The 25,326-nt window shown below is 50.8% G+C and carries 25 protein-coding genes; 7 read left to right on the plus strand and 18 right to left on the minus strand.

Features of this window, described 5'->3' with window-relative positions:
* Positions 1-212: 212 nt before the first annotated feature.
* From BMX58_RS01450 to murB, 6 genes are all read right to left on the minus strand, one after another.
* Positions 213-1,283 (minus strand): ABC transporter substrate-binding protein, encoded by a 1,071-nt coding sequence (locus BMX58_RS01450; RefSeq protein WP_068621340.1) that lies wholly within the window; start codon positions 1,281-1,283, stop codon positions 213-215.
* Positions 1,280-2,131 carry an ABC transporter permease gene (locus tag BMX58_RS01455; RefSeq protein WP_068621342.1) on the minus strand — a complete coding sequence of 284 codons (852 nt, stop codon included), beginning with the start codon at positions 2,129-2,131 and terminating at the stop codon, positions 1,280-1,282. Before BMX58_RS01455 ends, BMX58_RS01450 begins: the two co-directional genes overlap by 4 nt.
* The gene (locus BMX58_RS01460) at positions 2,128-2,943 is read right to left on the minus strand and encodes an ABC transporter permease (RefSeq protein WP_068621344.1); all 816 of its coding nucleotides are present in this window, start codon (positions 2,941-2,943) and stop codon (positions 2,128-2,130) included. Before BMX58_RS01460 ends, BMX58_RS01455 begins: the two co-directional genes overlap by 4 nt.
* A gap of 11 nt (positions 2,944-2,954) precedes the next feature.
* Positions 2,955-4,043, minus strand: coding sequence for an ABC transporter ATP-binding protein (locus BMX58_RS01465; protein WP_068621346.1), 1,089 nt, complete (start codon positions 4,041-4,043; stop codon positions 2,955-2,957).
* A gap of 183 nt (positions 4,044-4,226) precedes the next feature.
* The gene (locus BMX58_RS01470) at positions 4,227-5,930 is read right to left on the minus strand and encodes an ABC transporter ATP-binding protein (protein WP_068621348.1); all 1,704 of its coding nucleotides are present in this window, start codon (positions 5,928-5,930) and stop codon (positions 4,227-4,229) included.
* Positions 5,931-6,014: 84 nt separating this feature from the next.
* A complete protein-coding gene (gene murB, locus BMX58_RS01475; protein ID WP_068621350.1) occupies positions 6,015-6,929 on the minus strand; it encodes a UDP-N-acetylmuramate dehydrogenase in 915 nt (304 codons plus the stop codon).
* Positions 6,930-7,263: 334 nt separating this feature from the next.
* Between murB and BMX58_RS01480 the strand changes: the two genes are divergently transcribed.
* From BMX58_RS01480 to BMX58_RS01490, 3 genes are read left to right on the plus strand one after another with little or no spacing between them, the layout of a single operon-like run.
* Positions 7,264-7,512 carry a hypothetical protein gene (locus BMX58_RS01480; protein ID WP_068621352.1) on the plus strand — a complete coding sequence of 83 codons (249 nt, stop codon included), beginning with the start codon at positions 7,264-7,266 and terminating at the stop codon, positions 7,510-7,512.
* Between the two features lie 20 nt (positions 7,513-7,532).
* Positions 7,533-8,288 (plus strand): exodeoxyribonuclease III, encoded by a 756-nt coding sequence (locus BMX58_RS01485; protein ID WP_068621612.1) that lies wholly within the window; start codon positions 7,533-7,535, stop codon positions 8,286-8,288.
* A 34-nt stretch (positions 8,289-8,322) separates the two neighbouring features.
* Entirely contained in the window at positions 8,323-9,108 is a 786-nt protein-coding gene (locus BMX58_RS01490; RefSeq protein ID WP_068621354.1) for an SDR family oxidoreductase, read from the plus strand.
* 109 nt (positions 9,109-9,217) lie between these two features.
* Here the strand turns inward: BMX58_RS01490 and BMX58_RS01495 are convergent, their stop codons facing one another.
* From BMX58_RS01495 to pta, 6 genes are all read right to left on the minus strand, one after another.
* A complete protein-coding gene (locus BMX58_RS01495; protein ID WP_068621356.1) occupies positions 9,218-9,862 on the minus strand; it encodes a dienelactone hydrolase family protein in 645 nt (214 codons plus the stop codon).
* A 1-nt stretch (position 9,863) separates the two neighbouring features.
* Positions 9,864-10,508: a phosphoribosyltransferase gene (locus BMX58_RS01500; RefSeq protein ID WP_068621357.1), complete on the minus strand. Its 645-nt coding sequence runs from the start codon at positions 10,506-10,508 to the stop codon at positions 9,864-9,866.
* Positions 10,509-10,640: 132 nt separating this feature from the next.
* On the minus strand, positions 10,641-11,606 hold the full coding sequence (locus tag BMX58_RS01505) for a metal ABC transporter substrate-binding protein (RefSeq protein WP_239420511.1): 966 nt from the start codon (positions 11,604-11,606) through the stop codon (positions 10,641-10,643).
* Between the two features lie 701 nt (positions 11,607-12,307).
* Positions 12,308-12,838, minus strand: coding sequence for a GNAT family N-acetyltransferase (locus tag BMX58_RS01510; protein ID WP_068621359.1), 531 nt, complete (start codon positions 12,836-12,838; stop codon positions 12,308-12,310).
* Between the two features lie 4 nt (positions 12,839-12,842).
* Positions 12,843-13,322, minus strand: coding sequence for a tRNA (adenosine(37)-N6)-threonylcarbamoyltransferase complex ATPase subunit type 1 TsaE (tsaE, locus tag BMX58_RS01515; RefSeq protein WP_068621362.1), 480 nt, complete (start codon positions 13,320-13,322; stop codon positions 12,843-12,845).
* A 156-nt stretch (positions 13,323-13,478) separates the two neighbouring features.
* Complete coding sequence (pta, locus tag BMX58_RS01520) at positions 13,479-14,453, minus strand: phosphate acetyltransferase (RefSeq protein ID WP_068621363.1); 975 nt, start codon at positions 14,451-14,453, stop codon at positions 13,479-13,481.
* A gap of 222 nt (positions 14,454-14,675) precedes the next feature.
* Between pta and BMX58_RS01525 the strand changes: the two genes are divergently transcribed.
* On the plus strand, positions 14,676-15,155 hold the full coding sequence (locus BMX58_RS01525) for a glutathione peroxidase (RefSeq protein ID WP_068621365.1): 480 nt from the start codon (positions 14,676-14,678) through the stop codon (positions 15,153-15,155).
* Between the two features lie 193 nt (positions 15,156-15,348).
* Here BMX58_RS01525 and BMX58_RS01530 read toward each other — a convergent pair whose 3' ends face one another.
* The gene (locus tag BMX58_RS01530) at positions 15,349-16,848 is read right to left on the minus strand and encodes a gluconokinase (RefSeq protein ID WP_068621616.1); all 1,500 of its coding nucleotides are present in this window, start codon (positions 16,846-16,848) and stop codon (positions 15,349-15,351) included.
* Positions 16,849-17,494: 646 nt separating this feature from the next.
* Here BMX58_RS01530 and BMX58_RS01535 point away from each other — a divergent pair.
* Entirely contained in the window at positions 17,495-18,583 is a 1,089-nt protein-coding gene (locus BMX58_RS01535; RefSeq protein WP_093088768.1) for a chromate transporter, read from the plus strand.
* 224 nt (positions 18,584-18,807) lie between these two features.
* Here BMX58_RS01535 and nrdF read toward each other — a convergent pair whose 3' ends face one another.
* The 5 genes from nrdF to BMX58_RS01560 all read right to left on the minus strand — a co-directional run bounded on the left by nrdF (position 18,808) and on the right by BMX58_RS01560 (position 24,029).
* The gene (gene nrdF / locus BMX58_RS01540; protein ID WP_068621367.1) at positions 18,808-19,773 is read right to left on the minus strand and encodes a class 1b ribonucleoside-diphosphate reductase subunit beta; all 966 of its coding nucleotides are present in this window, start codon (positions 19,771-19,773) and stop codon (positions 18,808-18,810) included.
* 67 nt (positions 19,774-19,840) lie between these two features.
* Positions 19,841-22,018: a class 1b ribonucleoside-diphosphate reductase subunit alpha gene (gene nrdE, locus BMX58_RS01545; protein WP_068621369.1), complete on the minus strand. Its 2,178-nt coding sequence runs from the start codon at positions 22,016-22,018 to the stop codon at positions 19,841-19,843.
* Complete coding sequence (gene nrdI / locus BMX58_RS01550; protein WP_068621371.1) at positions 22,011-22,376, minus strand: class Ib ribonucleoside-diphosphate reductase assembly flavoprotein NrdI; 366 nt, start codon at positions 22,374-22,376, stop codon at positions 22,011-22,013. Before nrdI ends, nrdE begins: the two co-directional genes overlap by 8 nt.
* A gap of 244 nt (positions 22,377-22,620) precedes the next feature.
* Positions 22,621-23,331 (minus strand): alpha/beta fold hydrolase, encoded by a 711-nt coding sequence (locus BMX58_RS01555; protein ID WP_068621373.1) that lies wholly within the window; start codon positions 23,329-23,331, stop codon positions 22,621-22,623.
* Positions 23,332-23,351: 20 nt separating this feature from the next.
* The gene (locus BMX58_RS01560) at positions 23,352-24,029 is read right to left on the minus strand and encodes a uracil-DNA glycosylase (RefSeq protein WP_068621621.1); all 678 of its coding nucleotides are present in this window, start codon (positions 24,027-24,029) and stop codon (positions 23,352-23,354) included.
* Positions 24,030-24,226: 197 nt separating this feature from the next.
* On the opposite strand from BMX58_RS01560, the gene BMX58_RS01565 reads away from it, so the two are divergent.
* Together BMX58_RS01565 and BMX58_RS01570 are read left to right on the plus strand one after the other, a co-directional pair.
* Positions 24,227-25,096 (plus strand): Cof-type HAD-IIB family hydrolase, encoded by an 870-nt coding sequence (locus BMX58_RS01565; RefSeq protein WP_068621375.1) that lies wholly within the window; start codon positions 24,227-24,229, stop codon positions 25,094-25,096.
* A 77-nt stretch (positions 25,097-25,173) separates the two neighbouring features.
* Positions 25,174-25,326, plus strand: a complete 153-nt coding sequence (locus BMX58_RS01570) for a YvrJ family protein (protein ID WP_084253768.1) — start codon at positions 25,174-25,176, stop codon at positions 25,324-25,326.

Here is a 25,326-nt window from a genome sequence, read left to right on the forward strand (position 1 = left end):
TGTCCATGCCCAACAAGCCAAAACCGGGCTGTTTGGGCATGGACCTCGTTAGTGCTCAAACTCTGAGCTCAGGATTCATCACACACTTCCCTAACGCGTTCTGATTCGCAGATACCACTAACGTTTCGCCTCCAGCTGTCGTCCACAAAAGCGGTGAACGGCAGCTGGAGGCTCCAACGTACAGGTATCTGAACGCGAATCATCACGCTCTTTTATTTCCTGAACATTTTGATTTCAAGGAACAGGTCGTTGTAGGTCCCCAGGGTTCTGGCGCCCAGGTTTTCGTAGACTTCGAGTTTGTCCATGATTTCATCGGACGGGTAGAATTGCTCGTCGCTGGTGATTTCGGGATCCATCAGCCCGATGGCGGTCTTGTTCGGTGTGGCGTAGCCGACGTATTCCGCATTGATGGCCGCGTTTTCGGGCTCCAGCATGAAGTTGATGAAGGCATAGGCGCCTTCGATGTTTTTGGCTGTTTTCGGGATGACAATGTTGTCGAACCACAGATTCGAGCCCTCTTCCGGGATCACGTAGTGGAGATGTTCGTTTTCCCAAAGCATCTCGCTGGCTTCGCCGGAAAAAGTGACAGCGACGGCCGCTTCTTCCTGGATCATATACATCTTGATTTCATCGGCAACGATAGCTTTCACGTTGGGCGTGAGCTCCTTCAGCTTTTCAGCGATTTTGGCCAAAACGACCGGGTCCGTTTCATTCAGCGAATAGCCTTCACTTTGGAGCCCCAGCCCCATCACTTCGCGCGCCCCGTCGATCAGGAGCAGGCTGTTCACATAGCCCGGATCCCAGAGATCGGACCAGGAAGTGATTTCCTGCTTGACCATTTTGTCGTTGTAGATGATGCCCAAAGTCCCCCAGAAATAAGGGATCGAATATTTATTGCCTTCATCGAACGGCAAGTCCAGGAAGCGCGGGTCGATGTTCTCCAATCCGACGATCTTCGAATGGTCCAATTCGAGCAGCAAGCCCTCCTCGGCCATCTTGTCGATCATGTACTCCGAAGGGATGCTCAAGTCGTAAGCCGTACCGCCCTGCTTGATTTTGGTGTACATCGCCTCGTTCGAATCGAACGTCTCGTAGGAAACTTTATAGCCGGTCTCCTCTTCGAACTTCGTGATCAGTTCCGGTTCGATGTAATCGCCCCAGTTGTAGATCGTCAGCGTATTCCCATCAGTGAAGCCTTGCGATCGGTTCAATGCACTGATCCCGAAAGCGATCGCCGCACAAACAAGCAGGACAGCGGCCGCTATTCCCATCAATTTTTTCATCCTTTTTTCACCTTCCGTTCCGAACCGGCGCGTTTTCCGACCGCCCTTAATTGTTGCGCATGTTTATTGTGCCCGTATTGCTGAATGAAATAGTAGCCCAAGACCAGCAGCAACGTAAACAGGAACATCAGCGCACTGAGCGCATTGATTTCCAGGCTGACACCACGGCGGGCCCGCGAATAAATTTCCACCGCCAAAGTGGTGAAGCCGTTCCCCGTCACGAAAAAGGTCACCGCAAAATCATCCAAGGAATAGGTGAAAGCCATGAAGAAACCGCTCAGGATTCCCGGAGTGATGCTCGGGATCAGGATCCGGCTGAATACTTGGCTAGTGCTGGCGCCCAGATCCTGGGCCGCGCTGATCATCGAATCATTCATCTCATAGAGCTTCGGCAGCACCATCAGCACGACGATCGGGATCGAAAACGCGATGTGCGACAGCAGCACCGAGGAAAACCCAAGCGAAAAACCGAGCATCGTGAACAGGATCAACAAGCTCGCCCCGATGATGACGTCCGGGGAAACCATCAGCACATTGTTCAGGCTCAAGAGCGTATTTCGGGTGCTGCGTTTTTTCGTGTAGTAGATGAAGATTGCGCCCATTGTGCCGATCACAGTGGCGATAAGCGCCGACAGCAAGGCAAGCAAAAACGTGTTCAACACGATGCCGATCAGGCGCGTGTCCTCAAAGACCGCCTGATAATGTTCCCACGTAAAACCAGTAAAAGCGTTCATGGTTCCGCCGGCATTGAATGAATAAAAAATCAGATAAAAGATCGGCAAGTAGAGGAGGGCGAAAACAAGCGCAAGAAAGGCATTGTTCCATTTCGTATTGGTAGTTCCCTTCATTTGACTCCCCTGCCTTTCTTCTTTTTGTCACTCGTCAGGTACATGATGGCGATCATGCTGATGATCAGGATGACGCCGATCGTGGAGCCCATCCCCCAGTTCTGGGTGACGAGAAAATGCTGTTCCACCGCGGTCCCCAGGGTGATGACCCGGTTTCCGCCGATCAGGCGCGTCAGCATGAACAGCGACAAGGACGGAATGAAAACAGCCTGAAAGCCGCTGCGCACCCCGGTCAGCGTCAAAGGAAAGATGACCCGCGTCAAAGTCTGCATCCGGGTGGCGCCCAAATCCTCACTGGCGACAATCAGGGATGGATTCAGTTCTTCAATCGAATTGAAGATCGGCAGGATCATGAACGGCAACTCGATGTAGGCCGCCACAAAAATGAAGCTGAAGTCCGTGAACAGGATCTGCTGCGGACCGATGCCCAGGAAGCCCAGAAATTGATTGACCGTGCCGCTTTGACTGAACAAACCGATGAAGGCATAGGCCTTCAGCAGGAGGTTGATCCAGGTCGGCAGAATGATCAGCAAAAGCCAAAGCTGCTTATGCTTCGTCCGGCTCAGGAACAGCGCCGTCGGGTAACTGATCAGGAAAGTCACAAGCGTGATGATGAATGCATACAGGAATGAATTCAAGGTCATCCGCAGATAATTTCCGGAAGAGAAATAGCTCGCATAGTTGGCCAAAGTGAAGGATCCGGTGATATCGAAAAAGGATTGGTACAGGATCAACAACACCGGGGAAATAACAAACAAGCCCAACCACAGCACATAAGGGACAGAATAGAACGCTCTAGAATTTTTCGTCATGTCATTTCCCCCTATTCTTCATAGCTTTCCAGACGGGCATCGAACTCTTCTTCGGACTCGCCCAGGCGCATGACGTGGATATCCTGCGGACCAAAATGGAGCCCGACATCTGTGCCGATTTCCGCGCGTTTGGTGGAATGGATCATCCATTCGTTCCCGTCCTTGTCGTAGCCGATGATTTCATAGTGGACGCCGCGGAACAGTTGGGTATCGATATTCACGACCAACTTGCCCTTTTCGACAGACGTCAGCTCCAGATCTTCCGGACGGATGACGATTTCGATTTTTTCCCCAGGTGTGATGCCGGCATCGGAACATTCGAATTCTTTGCCGACGAAACGGACTTTGTAGTCCTCCACCATCGTGCCCGGAACGATATTGCTTTCGCCGATGAAATCCGCGACAAATCGGTTGACCGGCTCATCATATATGTCCACGGGCGTGCCGCTCTGGACGATTTCGCCTTTGTTCATGACGAAAATCCAATCGCTCATCGCCAATGCTTCTTCCTGGTCGTGCGTGACAAAAATGAAGGTGATGCCGAGCCGCTGCTGCAATTCGCGCAATTCGTACTGCATATCCGTACGCAGCTTCAAGTCCAGGGCCGACAACGGCTCATCCAGCAGCAGCACATCCGGTTCGTTGACGATGGCTCTTGCGATTGCGACGCGTTGTTGCTGACCGCCGGACATTTCGCTGATTTCACGGTTTTCATAGCCCTCAAGCTGGACCATTTTCAGGGCTTCCTCCACTTTTTGTCTGATCAGATCTTTGGGCATTTTCTTGATCGTCAGCCCGAATGCGATATTGTCGAAAACATTCATATGGGGGAACAAAGCGTAGTCCTGAAAAACGGTATTGACCTTGCGCCGGTTCGCCGGCACCTCGTTCACGGTTTCGCCATTGATTTGGATGGTGCCTTCCGTGGCGTCCGCAAATCCCGCGATCAACCGCAGAATCGTCGTTTTGCCGCAACCGGATGGGCCCAACAGGGTATAGAATTTGCCTTTTTCAAGCTCAAAGTTGATGTCGTGCAACACCGTCTCATCATCGTAGACTTTTTTTACATTCTCAAGCTTAATGATTGGTTTATCAGTCATTTTCTCCCGCCTTCATCTTTTATTTATATGCGCTGGACGTTCCCTCCGATCGGATCCGAGCAGCCCTGCCCTCATTACTATCATGTTAGCACAAAACACTATTATTATATAAGAAGAGACATCATTTACAACAAAAAACGCCAGAATCGACAATTCCGGCGTTTGAAACTTGTGTGGATTTTATCAGAACAGGCGCGCAGCCCGATCGTAGTAGACAAACTTTTCCGTAAAGGAGTATGGATCCGTCATGCCGATCTGATTCGCAAACGTGAACAAAGTGGTCTCTTTCAATGAGGCGATTTGGATCAGTCTCGGATTGATGAGGACAAACGCGGAACTCGTATCGGCCACAATCTTGCCTTTCGCCATGACGACCGCTCTGCGGGTATATTCAAGCATCAGGTGCATGTCATGCGTGATGATTACGACCGTGACGCCTTTCTGGTGGATTTTCTGGAGGAAGTTCATGATTTCCTTGTAGTGGCTGAAATCCTGGCCCGCTGCCGGCTCGTCAAGGATGATCAGTTCCGGATCGAGCGCCAGGATGGCTGCGATCGATACGCGTTTCAGCTGGCCGAAACTCAGCATCGATAACGGCAGTTCCTTGATGTACTGCAGCCCGCAAACCCTAGTGACTTCATCGACTTTGTTTTCGATCTCGGCATCCGTCAGGTTGCGTCGCCTCAATTTTAGGGCAATCTCTTCGTAGACGGTTTCTTGGGACAGGCTGTCTTTGGGATTCTGGGGGACATAGCCGACATAGCTTCCCGCCTCATCTGCATCGATGTCCTTGACTTCATGGCCCTTCCAGAAGATACTGCCGCTTTGGGGGCGTTCCTCGCCGATCATCAAACGGGAGAGGGTCGATTTGCCTGCGCCGTTTGCGCCGACGAGACTGATCATTTCCCCTTTGTAGATGCGAAGAAAGGCTCCGTCGACGATATCCTTGTCGTTCCATGGATACTTGAACGAAACACCGTCCAGTTCCAAAAGCACCTCATCGTAGTCGGGATAGCGGAATTGCGGCAGATAATTCAGCCAGCTTTCCATCTGTTCCCTGAGTTGGGGTCCGTTGACCTTCTTGACGTTGGCCAATTCGCGGACATTGTCCAGATCAACACCCGCATAGCGCATGGCCGTGATATAGAGAGGCTCCCGGATGCCGATATCGCTTAGGATTTCTGTGCGGAGTATCTCTTCCGGTGTTGCATCGGCTATGATCCGCCCGCCGGAAAACAGCAGGATGCGATCGATTGGTTGCGCCAACACATCTTCCAACCTGTGTTCGATGATGAGGACTGTGGTGTCGCTCACCCGGTGCAGATCGTCGATAAATTTCATGGCCAAATCCCCGGAGTTCGGGTCCAGATTCGCCAACGGTTCGTCGAATATCAGCAAAGGTTTCCCGTCCAACGAGATGCCGGCCATGGTGATGTCGCCCAGCTGCTGCTCCGATAATTTCATGAAGCTGCGTTTCAGATACGGGCGTTTTTTCAAAAATGCGTGCCAATTATCCATTTTTTTCAAATCTTCCGCGGTACGGAATGGGACCTGCTGTTTCACCCCGAACTTGCCCATCTGATCTTCGCTCGGAATCAGGCTTTTTTTGACCAACTTCATTTCATTCGGAAGAAAATCCTCGAAGGGGGCGACCGTCTGATCGAGCTGATGGTGAAAGAGGATGTTTCCGCTCGCATCGCCATTCTCTTCACTCGGCAATACGCCGGTGAGACAGCGGGCAAAGGTTGTTTTTCCGGAGCCGCTGGGGCCGAGCACAAGTATTTTTTCGCCTTCGTAGATGGTCACGTTCACTTCTTCCAACGTCGGTTCCTTTTGATCCGAATAGGTGAAACTAAAGTTCTGAAAAGATATCAGTGGTCTTCGCATGGACTATCCTCCTTCCTTCATTAAAAAAATAATTAAGTGCTATCCAAAAAAGAGCTGAATGTGCGCACCCAGCCTTCTTTTCACCTATACGCTTCCCACTGTATCTTCCCCGATGATCCGGACTTCCGTTTCCAATTGCACGCCGTAACGTTCCAGTATGACTTTTTTGATATGTGCAATCAGCTCGATATAATCGGTCGCCGTAGCTTTATTGATGTTCACGATGAAACCGGCATGCTTCATCGATACTTGCGCGCCACCCCACGTCAATCCTTGCAGACCTGCCTCTTGGATCAGTTTTCCGGTGAAATAACCGGGCGGGCGTTTGAAGACGCTGCCGCAGGAAGGGTATTCCAACGGTTGCTTCGATTCGCGCAAGGCCGTCAGCTCATCCATGCGGGCTTTGATTGCGTCGTGCTTGCCTTTTTCCAGGCGGAAGACGACTTCCAGAACGATTTCATTCGTTTCCTGCAGCTTGCTGTGGCGGTAAGAAAATTCAAGCTCAGCCTTCTCGTAGGTTTTGATTTCCCCTTCGCGGGTGATGACCACCACGGATTCGATGACTTCTTCGACTTCCCCGTCATAGGCTCCCGCATTCATGTAGACCGCTCCACCCACGCTTCCGGGTATGCCGCAGGCGAATTCCAGGCCGCTTAAGTGCTCTGCCAGAGCCATCCGGGAAGCATCGATCAGGCGGGCGCCGCTTTGGACGACCAAACGCTGGCGTTTCACTTCCATATGGTCCATTTCCGTCAGGATCATGACGATGCCGCGGATCCCGCCGTCCTTAATGATGACATTGCTGGAATTGCCCAGCACGGTCAAAGGCAGCTGCTTTTCATTCACCCATGCGATGATTGCCGCAACTTCAGCCTTTGATTTCGGAAAGACCAGCACATCCGCTGGCCCTCCCGTTTTTGTGTATGTATAATATGATAGATTTTCGTTCTCTTTTACGATCGTTTCAGGAAACTGTTGTTTTAGTTCCGTCCCCAACATGCATTTCACCCACTAATTTTATTCTGTAGTCCATTCTAACATCACTTGATACCGATTTGTATCAAATAAGTAAGCGCTGGCGATTAATTATATTTTTCTAATTTTCCGCTAATCTTTTTTTAACCAAATTCATTTATGCTCTGCATCTGTTATTTTAACACAAGTTTATGAAAAAATTTACAATTTAATGAATTTGCAAGAGCTTTGTTACATATCTGTCTGCGGGGAACAATCCATTTTCATTTTTTGGACACCGATTCCGGTCCTCTTCCTTGCGATTCGGTCGCCCCAGTATGGTAAAATGGGAAAAATAACAGAAAAAGGAGGCTGCAACATGCAACCGAAACAAACCAGAAACGGAATCACATTCACACTCTTATCCATCCTTTATCCGCTTTACGTCTTCACCACCAAAAATCCTGCTACCGTATCCACGACTTCGTTGGTTTTGGCCCTGTTTTTGCCGGTCGTCGGAACGATTTTTGCATTGAATATCCCGGAACCGAAAATGAAATGGACTTTGGCCGCCCTCAACCTGGGCATGTTCATCCTGTTCCTGTACTACACGATTGCGTTGCGTTAAGGCAGGTGGACGGAATGGACCTGACATTTGTCTCGTGGAACGTCAACGGCTTGCGGGCTGTCGTAAACAAGCATTTTGCGGAAATTTTTTCGGACTTCGACGCCGATTTTTTCTGTCTGCAGGAAACCAAATTGCAGGATGGCCAGATCGAGCTTGCCTTTCCCGGATATGAATCCTATTGGAATTATGCGGACCGCAAAGGCTACTCCGGCACGGCTATTTTTACGAAGCACACGCCGCTCTCTGTCCGGTTGGGCATCGGCGTTGCGGAACATGATTCGGAGGGACGCGTCATCACCTTGGAATACACCGACTTCTTCCTCGTGAACGTGTACACGCCCAATTCACAGGAACAGTTGAAACGATTGGACTATCGGATGCATTGGGAAACAACCTTTCTGGCCTATCTGAAAGGACTTGAAACAGAGAAACCTGTCATCGTCTGCGGCGACCTGAACGTTGCCCACGAAAACATCGACCTCAAAAATTGGAAAACGAACCGCAAAAATGCGGGTTTTTCCGATGAAGAACGGGCCAAGTTCAGCGAAATGGTCGCCAACGGGTTCATCGATACTTTCCGCTACTTCCATCCGGATGCGGAAGGCAGATATTCCTGGTGGAGCTACCGCTTCAATGCCCGCAAAAACAATGCCGGCTGGCGGATCGACTATTTCCTTGTTTCGGAAGCTTTGAAGGATACTTTGCTCGCCGCGGATATCCATGAAAATATCTTCGGCAGCGATCATTGCCCGGTCTCGTTGAAGCTTTCGCTTTAGCAGGAACCGAAATCTCAGTCAGGAGGAATGGAATATGGATTTTCAAAATCGTGTGGTTGTGGTGACCGGCGGGGCGAATGGCATCGGCCGGGCCGCAGTGGAATCATTTTTGACCGCGGGTGCAGCTGTTGCCTTCGTGGATACGGACAAAGAAGCCGGCGAAAAGCTCGTGTCACGCTTCGAAGCGAACGCTGTGCATTTCCATCCCGGGGACATCGCCGAGGAAGCTGTCCTTCACGCTTTTGCGGATGCGGTCAAGCAGCGCTTCGGCAAAGTCGATTACCTGGTGAACAATGCCTGCATCAGCAAAAAAGGGATCCTGTCGGACTGTTCCTATCAGGACTTCAATTATGTCCTGGCTTTGGGTGTTACGGCCCCCTATTTGCTGACAAGTTTGTTGGTGCCCGTATTCAGCGCTGATGCTTCGGTCGTGAACATCGCTTCCAGCCGCGGCTTCATGTCGCAGCCGGACACCGAAAGCTACTCGGCAGCCAAAGGAGGCATTCTTGCGCTGACGCACGCCCTCAGCGTTTCCCTGGCCGGCAAAGCCCGCGTCAATTCCATCAGCCCGGGTTGGATCGACACGGGTTCCTTCCATAAAGAGGAGAACTATCGGCCGGATTACGAGGCGGCTGACCTTCTGCAGCATCCTGTCGGCCGTGTCGGCGTACCCGATGACATCGTACAGATGATCCGTTTCCTCTGCAGCTCCGCAGCGGGCTTCATCACCGGGCAGAACTTCACTATCGACGGCGGCATGTCCAAGCAGATGATCTATCACAATGATCACGGCTGGACCTACAAGCCGGAATCCGAGTGATCGTCACCTTCTGAAAAAGGCCCAACAGCAAAAATAAGCAGGACACCTTTCACGCAAAGGTTGTCCTGCTTATTTTTGCTTCATCGGCCCCGCATCGATCCGGCCGAACTCATTTTTCCGGCAGCTGCTTCGCGAACCATTGCGCAGCCAATTCGGCCACTTGCTCAAGCTTGCCCGCTTCCTCGAACAGATGCGTGGCCCCCGGAATGATGGTCAGTTCTTTTTCACAGTTCAGCGACGCATAAGCTTGCTCATTCAGTTCGATCACACCTTCATCATAGCCGCCCACCAACAGCAGTGTCGGAGCCGTCACTTTGGCCAGATAGTCTTTAGCCAAGTCCGGCCGCCCGCCCCGGGATACGATAGCCTTGATTTCATCGCCCAACACCGCCGCCGATTGCAAAGCGGCAGCCGCTCCGGTGCTGGACCCGAAATATCCGATCGGCAGCTGTTTCGTTTCATCTTGTTGCTTCACCCAATTTTCGGCAAGCGTCAACCGTTCGGCCAACAGGTCGATGTCGAATCGTTTGTCTGTCCACTCGCTCTCGGTTTCCGTCAGCAGGTCCAGCAGCAAGGTGGCCAATCCGTGCGCACGAAGCACGCTGGCCACATATTTGTTGCGGACACTGTGCCGGCTGCTGCCGCTGCCATGGGCAAAAATGACGAGTCCCCTCGCGTCTTTGTGCAGGGCCAGATCGCCGTTCAAGGTGACCCCTGCACCGGTTATGCGTACTGCTTTTTTCGGATCGCTCATTTTAGTTTCCCTCCTTCTGCTTCATGCTGCGAAGCAAGGAAATGACTTCGGCGTCGTCGAGCTGGTTGAAATGGATATAGTAGGCCCCGACCGCTCCGAGATAGGCGTCCGTGCGTTCCAGGGCAACCACAGCATCCACCATCCGGTCCAATCTTTTCGCGGTATCTTCCGGGGTGACCGGGATGGCCACAATGATGCGTTTCGGATTCCGCTTTTTGAGCGCTGCAATCGAGGCGAACATCGTGAACCCGGTCGCGATGCCGTCATCGACGATGATGGCCGTCTTGCCTTCCAAGGACTTTACGTTCGCGGCACCGACATACGTTTCCCTGCGCCTTTTGATTTCCTGGCGAAGCCGTTTCAATTCCCCTTCCAGCCAATTCCGGTCCAGAACGCCGTGCTCGCCGGGATTGAAGATCGGATCTGCATCCTCTGTGATGGCTCCTATGGCATACTCCGGATTGAACGGATGACCGATTTTCTTCGTGATAAGCAGATCGAGCGGCGCCGCCAATCTTTTGGCGATCTCGACTCCCAACGGCACGCCCCCTCGTGGCAAAGCGAATACAACAATGTCCTCCCCGCGGTATTTCTCCAATGCTTCGGCCAACTGAACGCCTGCTTCTTTCCGATCGGCAAATAACATAAGATTCCCTCCTGTCCGTTTCTCTCAACCAAATCATAGCACGCTAACGCCATAAGCGGGAACGAAAACACTTCGGAAACTGTTGATGCCGTCATTAGCTCAGCCTGTCTGCCTGACTGCGAAAAACAAAAATCAGTTGATGCTCTTCTTCAGCGCTTCAAGATTCTCCAGCATGACCGAAATGTAATCCGAGCCTTTTTCCTGATTTTCTGCGCTGATGCCTTCCAAAGGACTCAATACCGCCAATTCCACGCCCACCTCTTTTGCCAGAGTCTCCGCAGTTTGGGAAGATGCGTTGTTTTCGAAATAAATGTGCGTGACATGATTCGCTTTCACATAGTCGGAAAGTGTCGCCAATGCCGCCGCACTCGGTTCATTCTCCGCATTCAGCCCCGTTACCGAGATCTGTTCCAGATCATAGCGGGCCGCCAGGTAGGCAAAGGCAGCGTGCTGGGTCACAAAAGTGCGGTTTTCCGCTCCTTCAAAGGCAGTGCGGTAAGCGGCGTCCAGCTCGACCAGTTTCTCTCTATAGGTTTCGGCATTTTTGGAATAATTTTCAGCGTGCTCCGGGTCTGCTTCAGCGAAGCCTTCCGCAATCGTTGCGACTTCCGTCTGCGCCAGCACGGGATCCAGCCACACGTGCGGGTCGACCGTATGGCTGTGCCCGACCTCTTCTTCCTCCTCGGATTCGTGTTCATGCTCGTGGGCCTCGCCTTCATATTCCAACAGCGTGATCGCTTCGCTCGCGCAAATGACCACCATATCCGCAGTGTCGATGGAAGCCAAAACGTCAGGCACCCAAGTCTCCATCTCAGGACTGTTGTAGACGAAAACATCCGCGTCCTGGATTTCGGCGATCATCTGACTTGATGGCTCAAAAGAATGGACCTCCATTCCAGCCTCCAACAGCAGGCTCACATCGGCATCTTCTTGCGCGACCTGCTTCGCAAAATCGTACATCGGATAAAACGTCGTGACTACTTGAAGCTTGTCCGATTCCGTATTTTCTGTTCCGCTCCCAGCTGCTCCGCAACCGGCCAACAGGGCAATCGTCCCCGCCAGCGACACTGCCCACTTCATCCTCTTTTTTTGTCTCATTTATTTTTCCCCCGTTTATTTTTTTATGGTCTATCCGAAAAACGAATCATGATTGCCTGATCAACGCAAATCGTAACGATTACGTTTTAAAGAATAGCGTAAAGCATCTTTTGATGCAAGCATTTTTTGGTACATTATTTTTTCTTTCATATATACAAATTACTGTACCCTTCTGAGCGCCTGCTGCATCCGGCTACTATTTTTTTGGCGTGCACAAAAAAGGAAGTGCTCCGACAAACGGAACACTTCCTCCTAAATCAGTAGCCTCATCCTCGCTTCATTGATTGTTCAATCAAAATGATCCACGAACTTTTCAATACCGATTATGCTTGTCTTTCAGGCAAGTCATATTAACTTTCGCTCTCGGTTGCTCAAATGAGTTCTACTGTTTATTAATCTTAGAATGGTTCAAGTTTTCATGTCTTAGCAATGCATCTAGGACGCAAATTCCGAACCATCTAAGATCTTGAATCAACAGTTCGGATAAATATTGGACTGTTGACCGGAAAATCTTTTTGAAGGATTTCCCTAAAAGAGTGGCATACTCTTTTTCTTTCTTGTTGTTGCTTTGTATGTCTCTCTTTGTATAGTTATAATAACATGTAAGCGCTAACACGTCAAGAGAAAAATGACGCTGTCGGAAAATTTTTTTCCGGGATTTTCCCCGTCAAAACTCCCTCAGCAACGCCCTTCTTCATATTCTAATCGATCATCAGACTCATCATCACGCCATCGATGAATTCCCCGTCGATCAGCATGGCACGCGGCATCACCGCTTCTTTTTGATAGCCCATCTTTTCATAGAGATGGATGGCCCGTTCATTTCCGCCGTGGACCGTCAGTTCGAGACGACGGATCACGCCGCTCTCGATTGCCCAGGTTTCGATTTCCTCCATCAGCACGGATCCGATTCCGAACCCCCAATAATCCTTTTCGACTGTGATGCCGACTTCCCCTACATGCCTGAGCTTCGGTTTGTCCGATGCCCCGACGGATGCCAAACCGATCAACTGTTTGTTGTTGATGGTAGCAATCAGCATCACGTTATTGTCCTTCTCCATCAAATCTTCCAAGTACATTTCCTCGAAGGCCTCCGACAATTCCAGTCCTTCAGGTCCGTATGCCAAATACGGCGTTTCGGCTCCGGTTTTTTTGCTGAACGCAATGATGTCTTTGGCATCGGCCGGGATGGCTTCGCGGATCATGATTTCGACTTTTTCTCTTTTGCGCATATGATTATCCTTCTTTCGTGAGCATTTCCTTTAATTTTCCGACCAAAGCCTCATAGCGTTCGCCAGTAGGTAGAAAAGTGATTTCCCTGCTTTCATAAAGTTCTCCGGTAGGGACCAGACGGATCGTCAAATAGGCAGTCGGCAACTCCTCTTCGATGAACTCGGCCCATTCGATCACCGACACGCCTTGCCCGTATAGGTATTCTTCGAAGCCCAAGTCATCTCCACCGACATCCTCCAGGCGATAGACATCCATGTGGTACAACGGCAGCCTGCCTTTAGTGTACTCCCTGATCAATGTGTAGGTGGGGCTCTTTATGACGGTCTCTATACCCAGTCCTTTAGCCAAACCTTTTGTGAAGGTCGTTTTGCCGGCTCCCAGATTGCCCTCAAGGAGGATGACATCTTTCGGTTCCAATAGCTCAGCCAATTGCCCGGCTATCCACATCGTCTCATCTTCATTCTTTGCTTGTAAGGTGAGCATACTGTTTAAATCCTCCATCTTTGCCAATTTTAAATGATTCCATCCCTAATTATAGAGATATCCATTCAGGAATGCACCGATTTTCTGAGCGTGTTTCCTTTTTAGCATGAAAAAAAGGAAAGCCGGATGTGGATCCCGGCTTTCCCTTTGTTTTCATTAATCAAGCAATGTTTGGTTTGCTGTGATGATGGCTGTTTTGTAGACATCTTCTTCGTTGCAGCCGCGTGACAAATCGGAAATCGGTTTGTTCAAACCTTGCAAGATTGGGCCTACCGCTTCGAACCCGCCGAAACGTTGGGCGATCTTGTAGCCGATGTTTCCTGATTGGATCTCAGGGAAGATGAATACTTTTGCTTTACCAGCTACCGTTGAGCCAGGAGCTTTTTGTTTAGCGACTACTTCAGAAAAGGCAGCATCGAATTGCAATTCGCCGTCGATGTTGTAGTGAGGAGCCAATTCTTTGGCGATTTTCGTAGCTTCCACAACTTTGTCGACTTCCGGCGACGCTGCTGAACCCTTCGTAGAGAAGCTCATCAATGCGACGTTTGGTTGGATATCGAACATTTCAGCCGTTTTCGCGCTCTCAACTGCGATTTCAGCAAGTTCTTGTGCATTTGGATTGATATTGATCGCGCAGTCAGCGAACAAGAATCTTTCCGTACCACGGAGCATGATGAAAGCACCACTTGTGCGGCTTACACCTGGTTTTGTTTTGATGATTTGCAATGCAGGACGGACAGTATCCCCAGTGGAGTGGACAGCGCCGCTGACGAGACCGTCGGCCAAGCCCATGTGTACCATCATTGTGCCGAAGTAGTTTTCATCCAACAATAATTTTCTTGCTTGTTCTTCTGTCAATTTACCGTTACGGCGAGCGACGAAAGATGCAACCATCTCATCGATTTCAGCGTAATCAGCTGGGTCGATGATTTGGATACCGTTCAGTCTGAACCCGCGGCCTTTTGCAGCTTCTTTGACTGCATCCACATTTCCGATAACGATTGGTTCCACTAAGTCTTCCGCCTTAAGACGAACGACTGCTCCTAAGATTCTTGGTTCTAAGCCTTCCGGGAAAACGATTTTGATTTTTTTTCCTGCGATTTTTTGGCTTAAGCTTTCAAACATGTCCACAAAAAATCCCTCCAGATACGATTTATAATACTCAACCATCATACAGCAAACGAGAACAAAAAAACAGTCATTTATGAAATTTACTGTTATATCTTTAAAATTTCTCACGAAACTGTCATATCTCCCTCAAAAATGAGCGGCCATTTCTTTTGCAATCCTTTACATTGTTGTTTATACTATGTTTTAGAACAGACAAGTAGCAAAACAAAAGGAGCCTTCCCCATGTCCATATATGAATACCATGTCAGAAAAACAGATCAGTCATCTGTACCATTGGAACAGTACAAACACAAGGTCATCTGCATCGTCAACACGGCTTCGAAGTGCGGTCTGGTTGGCCAGTTGGATGAGCTGGAAGAGCTTTACCGGAAATACCAGGACCGGGGTTTCATCATTCTGGGCTTCCCATCCAACCAATTCAACAACCAGGAACCGCTGACCGGAGGCGAGGCTGCGGAATTTTGCCGGCTCAATTACGGTGTCACCTTCCCGATGTTCGATAAGATCGATGTGAATGGGGAGAATGCGGATCCGCTCTATCGGTACTTGGTCGAACAGACCGGAGGCGGCGCCATCAAATGGAATTTCACGAAATTCCTCATCGGCCGCGATGGCAAAATCATCAAGCGTTTCGCACCGATCACCCCACCGAAAAAAATGACGAAACTGATCGAAAGCGCCCTGGAACAACCGATCAATTAGGAAAAAAAGAGGCCTGCTCATAATTCAATGAGCCGTCCTCTTTGTGGTTTAGCGGGATAATGTTTTGATTCTGCGTTCGAGGTTTCGGCGGGGTAGTTCTGAGCATAAATGCAAATTCCATATAAAATCAAAAGGGGTGTATCAAACGTTAATGTTGGTTTCGCCAAAATGAACGTTTGATACACCCCTCTTCTTATTTTTCCGTATAGAACTCCTGCAACAATCTGCTCATCTCTTGGTAACGCGGGAACAACGCCGCATACACTGCTTTGCTGTCTGCATCCGGCTGGTGCTCGATAGAAGCACCCATCATTGCCTCAGCGTCATCCACGGATTCCACCAGACCCAAGCTCTTCAGCGTGATCAAAGCAGCTCCTGTGCAGGAGCTCTCGAAAGTTTCCGGAAATTCGATCGGCATGCCGATGATATCCGTTAAGATTTGGCGCCAGAGCTGCGAGCGTGAGAACCCCCCGCTAGCCATGATTTTTATTGGCTCTCCGTTCATCCTGATGACTGCTGCCAGTACATCCTTCAGATTCAGACAAATCCCCTCCAACACGGCGCGCAAAAAATGATCTCTCGTATGCAACATGTTGACGCCGCTGAAATTCCCTCTGGCATCCGCATTCCACAAAGGGGCCCGCTCTCCATTCAGGTAGGGATGAAAAACCAATCCATCCGCTCCCGGAGCGACGTTTGCGATCATTTCCATTGCCTTGTCATAAAGATCTTCATCGGGAATGTTGGCCGGCAAAAATTGTCTGATGGCCCAATCGAAGATGTTGCCGCCATTGTTGACGGCACCGCCGTTAACATAGTGGTTTTCATCCAGAATATAGCTGAAAGTCCGTCCTTCCGGGCTTAAATGAGGTCTGTCGCTCGTCATCCGGACCGCTCCGCTCGTGCCGATTGTGATTGTCGCCGTGCCGGCGCGGATCGCTCCCATACCTAGGTTTGCCAGGCAGCCGTCGTTGCCCCCGATGATAAACGGTGTTTCCGGCGCAAGCCCCAGCAACTCCGCTACTTCCTCAGAGAGACCGCTCAACTGATGGCCCGGGCTTACCGGCAAAGGCAACATATTGCCCGTGATGCCGCAGAATTCCAGAATTTCCTCGTCCCATCGGAATTCCCTGATGTTGAACAGTCCGGTTGCCGATGCAACCGAATAGTCCACTACGAATTCCCCGAAGAGGCGCCAAAGGATGTATTCTTTGATGCCGATGATCCAACGAGCCGTTTGGAACAGATCGGGTTTCTCAGCCTTCAGCCAGAGAATTTTGCTGAGCGGAGACATCGGGTGCAACGGTGTTCCGGTTTTTTCATAAAAACGCTGTCCCACTTCAGAATGCTTCAGCATGCTCGCGTATTTTTTGGAACGATTGTCCGCCCAAGTAATGCTGCGTGTCAACGGCTTTCCTTCCCCGTCCAACAGGATCAGGCTGTGCATCGCGCTCGAAAAACCGATGCCCGCAATATCCGTCGGCCCCAGTCCCGCTTTCTCTGTGACTGCTTTTATTGTTTTGAGTACAGCAGAAAAGATCTCATCCAAGTCTTGTTCCGCCATTTCGGGATTTTCCTTAATCAATGGATAATGCGCGTACGCTGATTCATAAGCGGAGCCGTCCGTTTCGTACAGTACGGCTTTTGTGCTTGTGGTACCGACATCCACTCCCATAACATATCGTGCTGCCAAATAAAAAACCACCAATCCAAAAAATTTAACTTATTTTTTCCACGACCTTCACCATTATAACAAAATCCCATCAGCATGGGGGCAAATTTCTTGATATCGTAAGTTATTCGCCCTTCGCTCATTTACGTTTTCTTAACGCAATCTTTTCTTGATATCCACTGTTGTCTGCTATACTGGTGGCATCTATGCACAAGGAGGAATGATTTTGGGTTGCTACGGCCAACATATGCACACACATTTTTCGCCGGATTCGGCGGAAACTTTAGAAAACCTTCTCGCGCAGGCTGAAGGAGACTGCTTGTCAATACGGAACCCCTGGATTTCCGCGATGCTTACAACGGCGGTACCGATACCGTCTCGGACTATCCTGCCTACTCCGATAAAATAAGCGTATTCAATGCGCGCCATTGCGGTCGCATCCGCCGGGGCCTCGAAGTCGGTTACACCCCGGAATCACATGCACAGATTCTGGAGTATCTCAAAGGCAAAACCCTTGATGTCATCCTGTTGTTATCATTTTGATGACGCCCTTGCTTTGTTGCGTGAGCTGGGCGTGCCTGAAGTGACCAAGTTCAAAAACCGGACCGCCTATACGAAAAAATCTGCTTCCGTTTCTTGGCGGCAAAAAATGATTGGGGGGAAGTCTATGTCCTATTCTAAAGAAATATACAAAGAAATCTGCCTTGTTTTTGCCCGTTTGGGTCTGTTCGCTTTCGGGGGGCCGGCCGCCCATATCGCGATGATGGAGGATGAATTGGTTACGAAACGCAAGTGGCTCACCAAAGCGGATTTCATGGATCTGCTCGGGTTCACGAATCTTATCCCGGGTCCGAATTCGACCGAGTTGGCCATTGCCCTAGGCTACAAACGGCGCGGGAAAATCGGGCTCTTCCTGGCGGGAATCTGCTTCATTCTCCCTGCCATGACGATCGTTCTGCTGCTGGCGATGTTCTACAAACAGTATGGCGAGGTGCCGCTCATTGAAGCGATTTTCGCCGGCATCAAGCCGGTCATCCTGGCGGTCATCATCCAGGCCCTTTTCCGTTTGGGACAGACAACGATCCAGGATGTCAGATCGCTGCTGCTGTTCTTGGCGGCCTGGCTGCTGTCCCTCTTCGGTATCGGGGAAATCACGGTCCTTCTCCTGGCCGGGTTGGCGATGTTGCTGATGCAACAATTATCCAAATGGCGCACTCGCCATCTGGCGGTCGAACCCATGTCATTAACTCTGGTGTTTCTGACCTTCCTCAAGATCGGGTCGGTCCTGTACGGCAGCGGCTATGTGCTGCTTGCCTTCCTGCAAGCTGAGTTCATCGAGCGTTATGCCGCCTTGACCAGCACCCAATTGCTGGACGCTGTCGCGATCGGCCAATTCACTCCCGGCCCGGTTTTCACGACCGCAACTTTTGTGGGCTACCTGATCCAAGGCGTACCGGGTGCCTTATTGGCGACGGTCGGCATCTTTCTGCCTTCCTTCCTGCTGATCCTGTTGCTGCATCCGCTCTTTAACAAGCTGCGCGCATCCAAAATCTTCGCCGGCATTCTGGACGGAATCACGGTTGCTTCGTTGGCACTGATGGCTTCCGTTTCCTGGCAGTTGGGATTGGCCACCTTCGTTTCCTGGGTCAGCGTCATCCTCTTTGGCATCAGTCTCATCGCCCTCACCAGATTCAAATTGAATTCTTCCTACCTCATCATTATGGGCGGCTGCATCGGATGGCTACTGACGGTATAGCAAGGACGGCTCTTGTTGATATCCAAGCGCTCCACCGGTGAGTGCACTACTCACCGGTGAATCCCAGTAACAATCCGGACCCAACTCCAATGAAGCATTGCTTATCGGAGCACACAAGCAGAATGTGGACCGGACTCCGGCTAAGCCTCCGTTCACCGGAGAAAATACACACAAAAAAGCAAGGAAAGCCGCGGATCCATCCGCAGTCTTCCTTGCTTCTTCTTTTAGTCAATCCATTTGACGTAATCTTCGTCTTCCATCGCCTCGACGGCACCCAGCAGGTAGCCGTTGCCGACCTGCGAGAAGAAATCGTGGTTGCTGGTGCCGGTCGAGATGCCGTTCATGACGATCGGATTCACATCGTCGGCCGTATCCGGGAACAACGGATCGAAGCCCAGATTCTGCAGCGCTTTGTTGGCGTTGTAGCGGATGAACACTTTGACGCGTTCCGTCCAGCCCAATTCGTCGTAGATGTATTGCGTGTATTTCACTTCATTGTTGTACAGTTCATACGTCAGCATATAGACCCAATTCTTCACTTCTTCCTGCTCCGCTTCGGACAGTTTGTTGAAAGCGATCTGGAATTTGTAGCCGATATACGTGCCGTGGACCGATTCGTCGCGCAGGATCAGCTTGATGATCTCCGCCACGTTCGGCAATTTGTTGTTGCCGAGGTACCAAAGCGGTGCGTAAAATCCCGAATAGAAAAGGAAAGACTCCAGCAGCACGCTGGCGGCTTTCTTCTCGAGGTTGCTGCCGTTCGCGTAGATATCGTTGATCAGGCTGGCTTTCTTCTGGATGAATTCGTTGCTGTTGGTCCAGTTGAAAATGTCCTCGATTTCCGCTTTCGTGTTCAGCGTACTGAAGATCGAAGAGTAGCTCTTCGCGTGCACCGATTCCATGAACTGGATGTTGTTCAGCACCGCTTCCTCGTGCTGCGTGCGCATGTCCTCTTTCATGGCGGCGATGCCGTCCTGCGATTGCAGTGTGTCCAGCAGCGTCAAACCGCCGAACACTTTCCCCAGCATATCCTGCTCGGCTTTGCTGAGGGTGCGCCAGTCATCAAGGTCGTTGGACAACGGAATCCGCGTATCCAACCAGAATTGCTCCGTCAATTTTTCCCATGTCAACTTGTCCAGCATGTCTTCGATGCTGTTCCAGTTGATCGCTATATAAGGCTTGTTTGCCATCCTTCATTCCTCCGTTAGGCTTTCCGATTATTGCATGACGGTAAATCAAATGCATCGCGCTGCAGCATCAGATCGTGCATGATTCGCAGGCGTTCGCTCCGATTTCGTCGTTGTTTTCCGTAAAGGTGCGCACATAATAGATTGATTTTGCGCCTTTTTTCCATGCGTAATTGCGCAGGATGTTCAGGTCGCGTGTCGTCATTTTATTCGTGCGCCCTGCTTTCCACTCGTACATGCCTTCCGGCAATTCGGAGCGCATGAACAAGGTCAGGCTCATGCCTTGGTCGATATGCTTTTGGGCCGCCACATAAATATCGATGACGCGGCGCATATCGATATCGTAGGCGGAGCGGTAATACGGCATCGTTTCGTTGGAAAGCTGCGGAGCCGGATAATAAGTCTTGCCGGTCTTCTTCTCCTGGCGTTCTTCGATCAGACGCGTGATCGGGTGCAGGCTCGCGCTCGTCTCGTTCACATAGCTGATCGAACCGGTCGGCGCGATCGCCAGACGGTTCTGATGGTACAGGCCGGATTCGTGGATCGCTTCCTTCAGTGCCATCCAGTCTTCCTTCGTCGGCACCTTGATGCCTTCGAAAATGTTTTTCACTTTTTCGGATCCGAAGACAACGTCGGAAGCCGTGTAGGCATCGAAATATTCTCCCGTATAGTATTTGGATTTCTCGAAATTGACGAACGATTTTCCGCGTTCTTTGGCTATTTTGTTGCTGGCCACCAACGTGTAGTAGTTCAAAAGCATAAAGTAAATATCTGTGAATTCGATCGATTCGGGCGATCCGTAGTGCATTTGGTTGATCGCGAACATCGTGTGCAGCCCCATGCCGCCGAGGCCGATCGTATGCGCTTGATCGTTGCCGTTCTTGACCGTAGGGACGGCGTCGATGCTCGAATGGTCGGTCACATAAGTCAAGGCGCGGACCATCGTTTCGACCGATTTGCCGAAATCAGGCGACTGCATCAGGTTCGGAATGTTCGTCGAGCCCAGATTGCAGCTGATGTCCGTCCCCAGCACTTCGTACTCCTGCTTGTCGTTCAGCAAGGAAGGCTGCTGCACCTGCAGGATTTCCGAGCAGAGGTTGCTCATGACGATCGTGCCGTCCACCGGATTGGCGCGGTTGGCGGTATCGATGTTGATGATGTACGGATAGCCGGATTCCTGCTGCAGCTTGCTGATCTCGTTTTCGAGGTCGCGGGCCCGGATCTTCGATTTGGAGATTTCCGGATTGTTTACCAGGTTCTCGTATTCGGCGGTGATGTCGACGTAGGAGAACGGTTTGCCGTAGATCCGCTCGACATCGTACGGGCTGAACAGATACATCTGATCATCCTTCGCCGCCAACTCGTAAAATTTATCCGGGATGACCAGGCCCAAGGAAAGGGTCTTCACCCGGATCTTTTCATCGGCATTCTCTTTTTTCGTCGACAGGAAAGCCACGATATCCGGATGGAAGACGTTCAGATAAACGGCTCCGGCTCCGTTGCGCTGGCCCAACTGATTGGAATAGCTGAAGCTGTCCTCGAGCAGCTTCATGATCGGCACAACACCGCTCGAGGCATTCTCGATTTTTTTGATCGGATCGCCGGCAGCACGGACGTTCGACAAGTTCACGCCAACGCCGCCGCCGATGCGGGACAGCTGCAGCGCGCTGTTGATTGTGCGGCCGATGCTGTTCATGTCATCCGTTGTCTGGATCAGGAAGCACGACACCAGTTCCCCGCGGCGTTTTCTACCGGCATTCAGGAACGTCGGCGTTGCCGGCTGGTAGCGCTGATGGATCATCTCTTCCGCGAGGTCGACAGCCAACTGCTGGTCCCCGTCAGCCAAAAAGAGGGCGTTGAAGACGATCCGGTCCTCGTAGCGCTCCAAATAACGCTTGCCGTCGTTCGTCTTCAGCGCGTATTGGGTGTAGAACTTGTAGGCGGCCATGAACGATTTGAAGCGGAATTTCTTGTTGTAGGTGTCCTGCATCAGTTTTTTGATGAAATCAAGCGGGTATTTCTCCAAAAATTCCTTTTCGATGTAGTCATGTTCGATCAAATAATTCAGTTTTTCGTCCAACGTGTAGAAGAAAACCGTATTCGGATTCACATGCTCCAGAAAATACGCCCGTACGGCCTCCTTATCCTTGTGCAACGGGATGGCGTTATCGATCGGACGATTGATTTCATTGTTCAATTTATAATAGGTTACATCATCTGTTTTGGTTACTAATTTTGGACTATCCAAGTTCCGTCACCTTCTCTTTCAAAATCTGAATGTCTTTCTCATTTCCCTGAAACTCAAACAAGTGCAGCAACGGGATGCCGTAGTCGCGTGCCAAGTCTTTTGCCGTGAACCCGAAAAGCTTGCCGAAATTCAGGTTCCCTCCGCCTGCCACGCCTTTGCAGAAGGTGCGGTTCTGGCCCGTTTCGATGAAGTCGACCAGGATATCCGTCACCTCTTTGTCATAGGTCGGCGTTACGATGATGAAAGGCTCCGCAATCGTCCGGAAGGCATTTTCGGCCGTCAACTCGATTGTTTCCATATTCAGTTTGTTCACGAACTTCCTCGTTTGGCCGGTCAAAGACATAAAAACCACCTTCATTTTTGCACCCCCCCTTTTCCAAGTTGTTATGCATTCATTATACGGATACGCAATTCAAATTACAACAAAAAGACACAACATGTAGCGCGACCTCCTTTTGTCCGCACAACATATTGTGTATTTGCGTATCTTTTCACTTTTTGGGTTCTGGAGCGGCAGTAGTGCTGATCACCCATGCAGGCCGCTTTTCAGAATTTCATTCTACCACACTTTTCCGGAAGCACCTCCTGATACGCTCCGGTAATCACAAAGATGCGTAGAATTTTTTGGCAAGGCGTTCCAGCACTTTCGGGTCATCCACGAAAAAGCTGTGATGGCCTCCTGGAACGATATATTTTTGCGATCCGGGAATCAGACGGTGCATCGCTTCCGTTTGATCGTCACGGATCAGATCGAATTCACCTGCCAACAGCAGCGTCGGTGCCTGGATACTGCGCAGATCCGCCTCAGAAAGGTCCAGTTCACTCAGCATCAGATTATGGATGCACAGGCGAAGGATCTTTTCCGGATCGGTATCCGGCAAAGCAAGCAGTTGTTCGTAGTGTTCCAGCGTTTCCGCATAGCAGGCATCCGTCAGGCCATCCGCTTGATAGTTTGCCCCCATCGCGATCAAAGAAGCCGTCCGCTCCGGATGATGCGCCGCTAAATAGAGTCCCAGATTGCCGCCATCGCTGAACCCCAACACGTGGACCCTCCGAATCCGTTCGTTGTCCAACAGCGCAAGGATATCCTCCGCAATCTGTTTGAAGGTCAGCCGCTCCACGCCCAGCTCCGAGCGGCCATGGCCCCGCGTATCGAGCGCAATGACCCGGAAATGCCTCGTGAAGAACGGAAATTGCTTTGCGAACAGGTCGGAGTCCTCGCCGTTTCCGTGCAGCAGCAGCAACGCCTCGCCCGAGCCCCCTACCTGATAGTAAAGATTTCCCTTATCGGTCTTCAACATCTTCCCCCTCATGAGCCTCCCCCTTCCTATTCTTATTCCGGCAGGCGCCAGTCGATCGGCTCGACACCGAATGATTTGAGCGCCTCATTCGTTTTGGAAAAAGGCTTCGACCCGAAGAAGCCCCTGTAGGAAGACAACGGACTTGGATGCGGCGACGTGATCACCACATGCTTCTTTGTGTCGATGAATACTTTTTTCGCGATCGACGCGTTTCCCCATAAGATGAAGACGACCGGTTCCTCCCGCTCGTTCAATGCCCGGATGACAGCATCCGTCAGCAGTTCCCAGCCTTTGCCGCGGTGGGAATTGGCTTCACCGGCCCGGACCGTCAGGACTGTGTTCAACAAAAAGACGCCTTGTTTCGCCCAAGAGGTCAGATCGCCATGTTTTGCCGGAGGTATCCCCAAGTCATCCTCCAGTTCCTTATAGATGTTGACCAAGGAGGGCGGCAATTTGACCCCTTTCTGGACCGAAAAACTCAACCCGTTCGCCTGATCCGGACCGTGGTAGGGATCCTGCCCGAGTATGACCACCTTCACTTGATTGTACGGCGTCAGTTCGAAGGCTTCCCAGATGTGCTGCATCCCGGGATAGACCGTCCCGTTCAGGTATTCTTCCTTAAGGAAGGCGCGCAACTGCCGGTAATACGGCGCTTCGAACTCCTTTTCCAATTTTTCTTGCCACTCGTTGTGGATGATTGCTTTGGCCATCTTTTTCACATCACTATCCCTCAATATTTTTCATTGGTTCATCGACAATCTTACCATAATGGAGGCACCCTTTTCAGCCCTTCCGCTTCCTCTCTGGATATTTAAGCCGGCCGCGAACAAATTCTCAGTTAAATGAAAAAAGCATGGTAGAATATAAGGGTGAATATACTGCAATTACCCAACAGGAGGATGACTATATGATTGAACTGATCGTCTCGGATATGGACGGCACTTTATTGAACGAAAAGATGGAAGTCTCCAAATCGAACGTGAGCGCCATCAACGAAGCGAATAGATTAGGCATCAAATTTATGGTGGCGACAGGCCGGGGCTATGCTGAAGCTGTGCCGGCGCTCAAGGAAGCCGGTCTCCATTGCCCAATGATCACGCTCAACGGCGGGCAAGTATTTGACGAAGACGGGCAATTGGTCGAAAACTTGGGCATCGACAAGACGACAACGCGCCATATATTGGAGGATGTCAGAAATTACGGCCTTTACTGCGAGCTCATGACATCCAAAGGGATATTCTCGGATAACAAAGTACGCCGGATCGAATCGATGACTTCTTTGCTGCATGAGACCAATCCCGACACGACCTTCAAAATGGCGCTTGTTCTGGCGGTAGCCCGGTTGGAGCTGATGCACGTGAATTATGTCGAAAATTTCAAGGAAGTCTTGGATGACCATGACCAACAAGTCCTGAAAATCTTGGTCTTCAGCGATACCGGCCAAGCCGAACTGGAACCGATCCGCACCAAACTGGCCGAAGACAGCCGCGTGGTCGTGACTTCCTCCTTCAGAAACAATATCGAAATCAACCATGTGGAAGCCCAAAAAGGGGTCGCGCTGGCAAAATTCGCCCAAGCAAGGGGCATTGCATTGGAAAATGTCATGGCCATCGGGGACAACTTCAATGATGTCTCGATGCTGCAGGTGGCGGGCGCCAGCTTCGCAGTCGACAACGCCGAAGACGGCGTCAAGGAATTCGCGAAGTACCTCACTTCGAAAAACTCGGAAAACGGTGTGGCCGAGGCCATCATGCGCTGCATCAACGAAAACTTGTAGGCATGGAGCGGTTCCTTGAACGGTTACATATTCTCCCCTGAATACGTCTTTATGGATGTAGGAAAGGAGGAAAATGAATGGATGCGAACGTGGACGTGCTGGCGTATATGGAACTGATCAGCAACACCGGATTTCCGATCGTGATCGCGATGTACCTGCTGCACCGGATGGAAAAAAAGTTGGATGCACTGGTCGGCGCGATTGAAGACCTGAGCCGGGCTTTCAAATGA

The sequence above is a fragment of the Trichococcus ilyis genome (assembly GCF_900109135.1).
GTDB lineage: Bacteria > Bacillota > Bacilli > Lactobacillales > Aerococcaceae > Trichococcus > Trichococcus ilyis.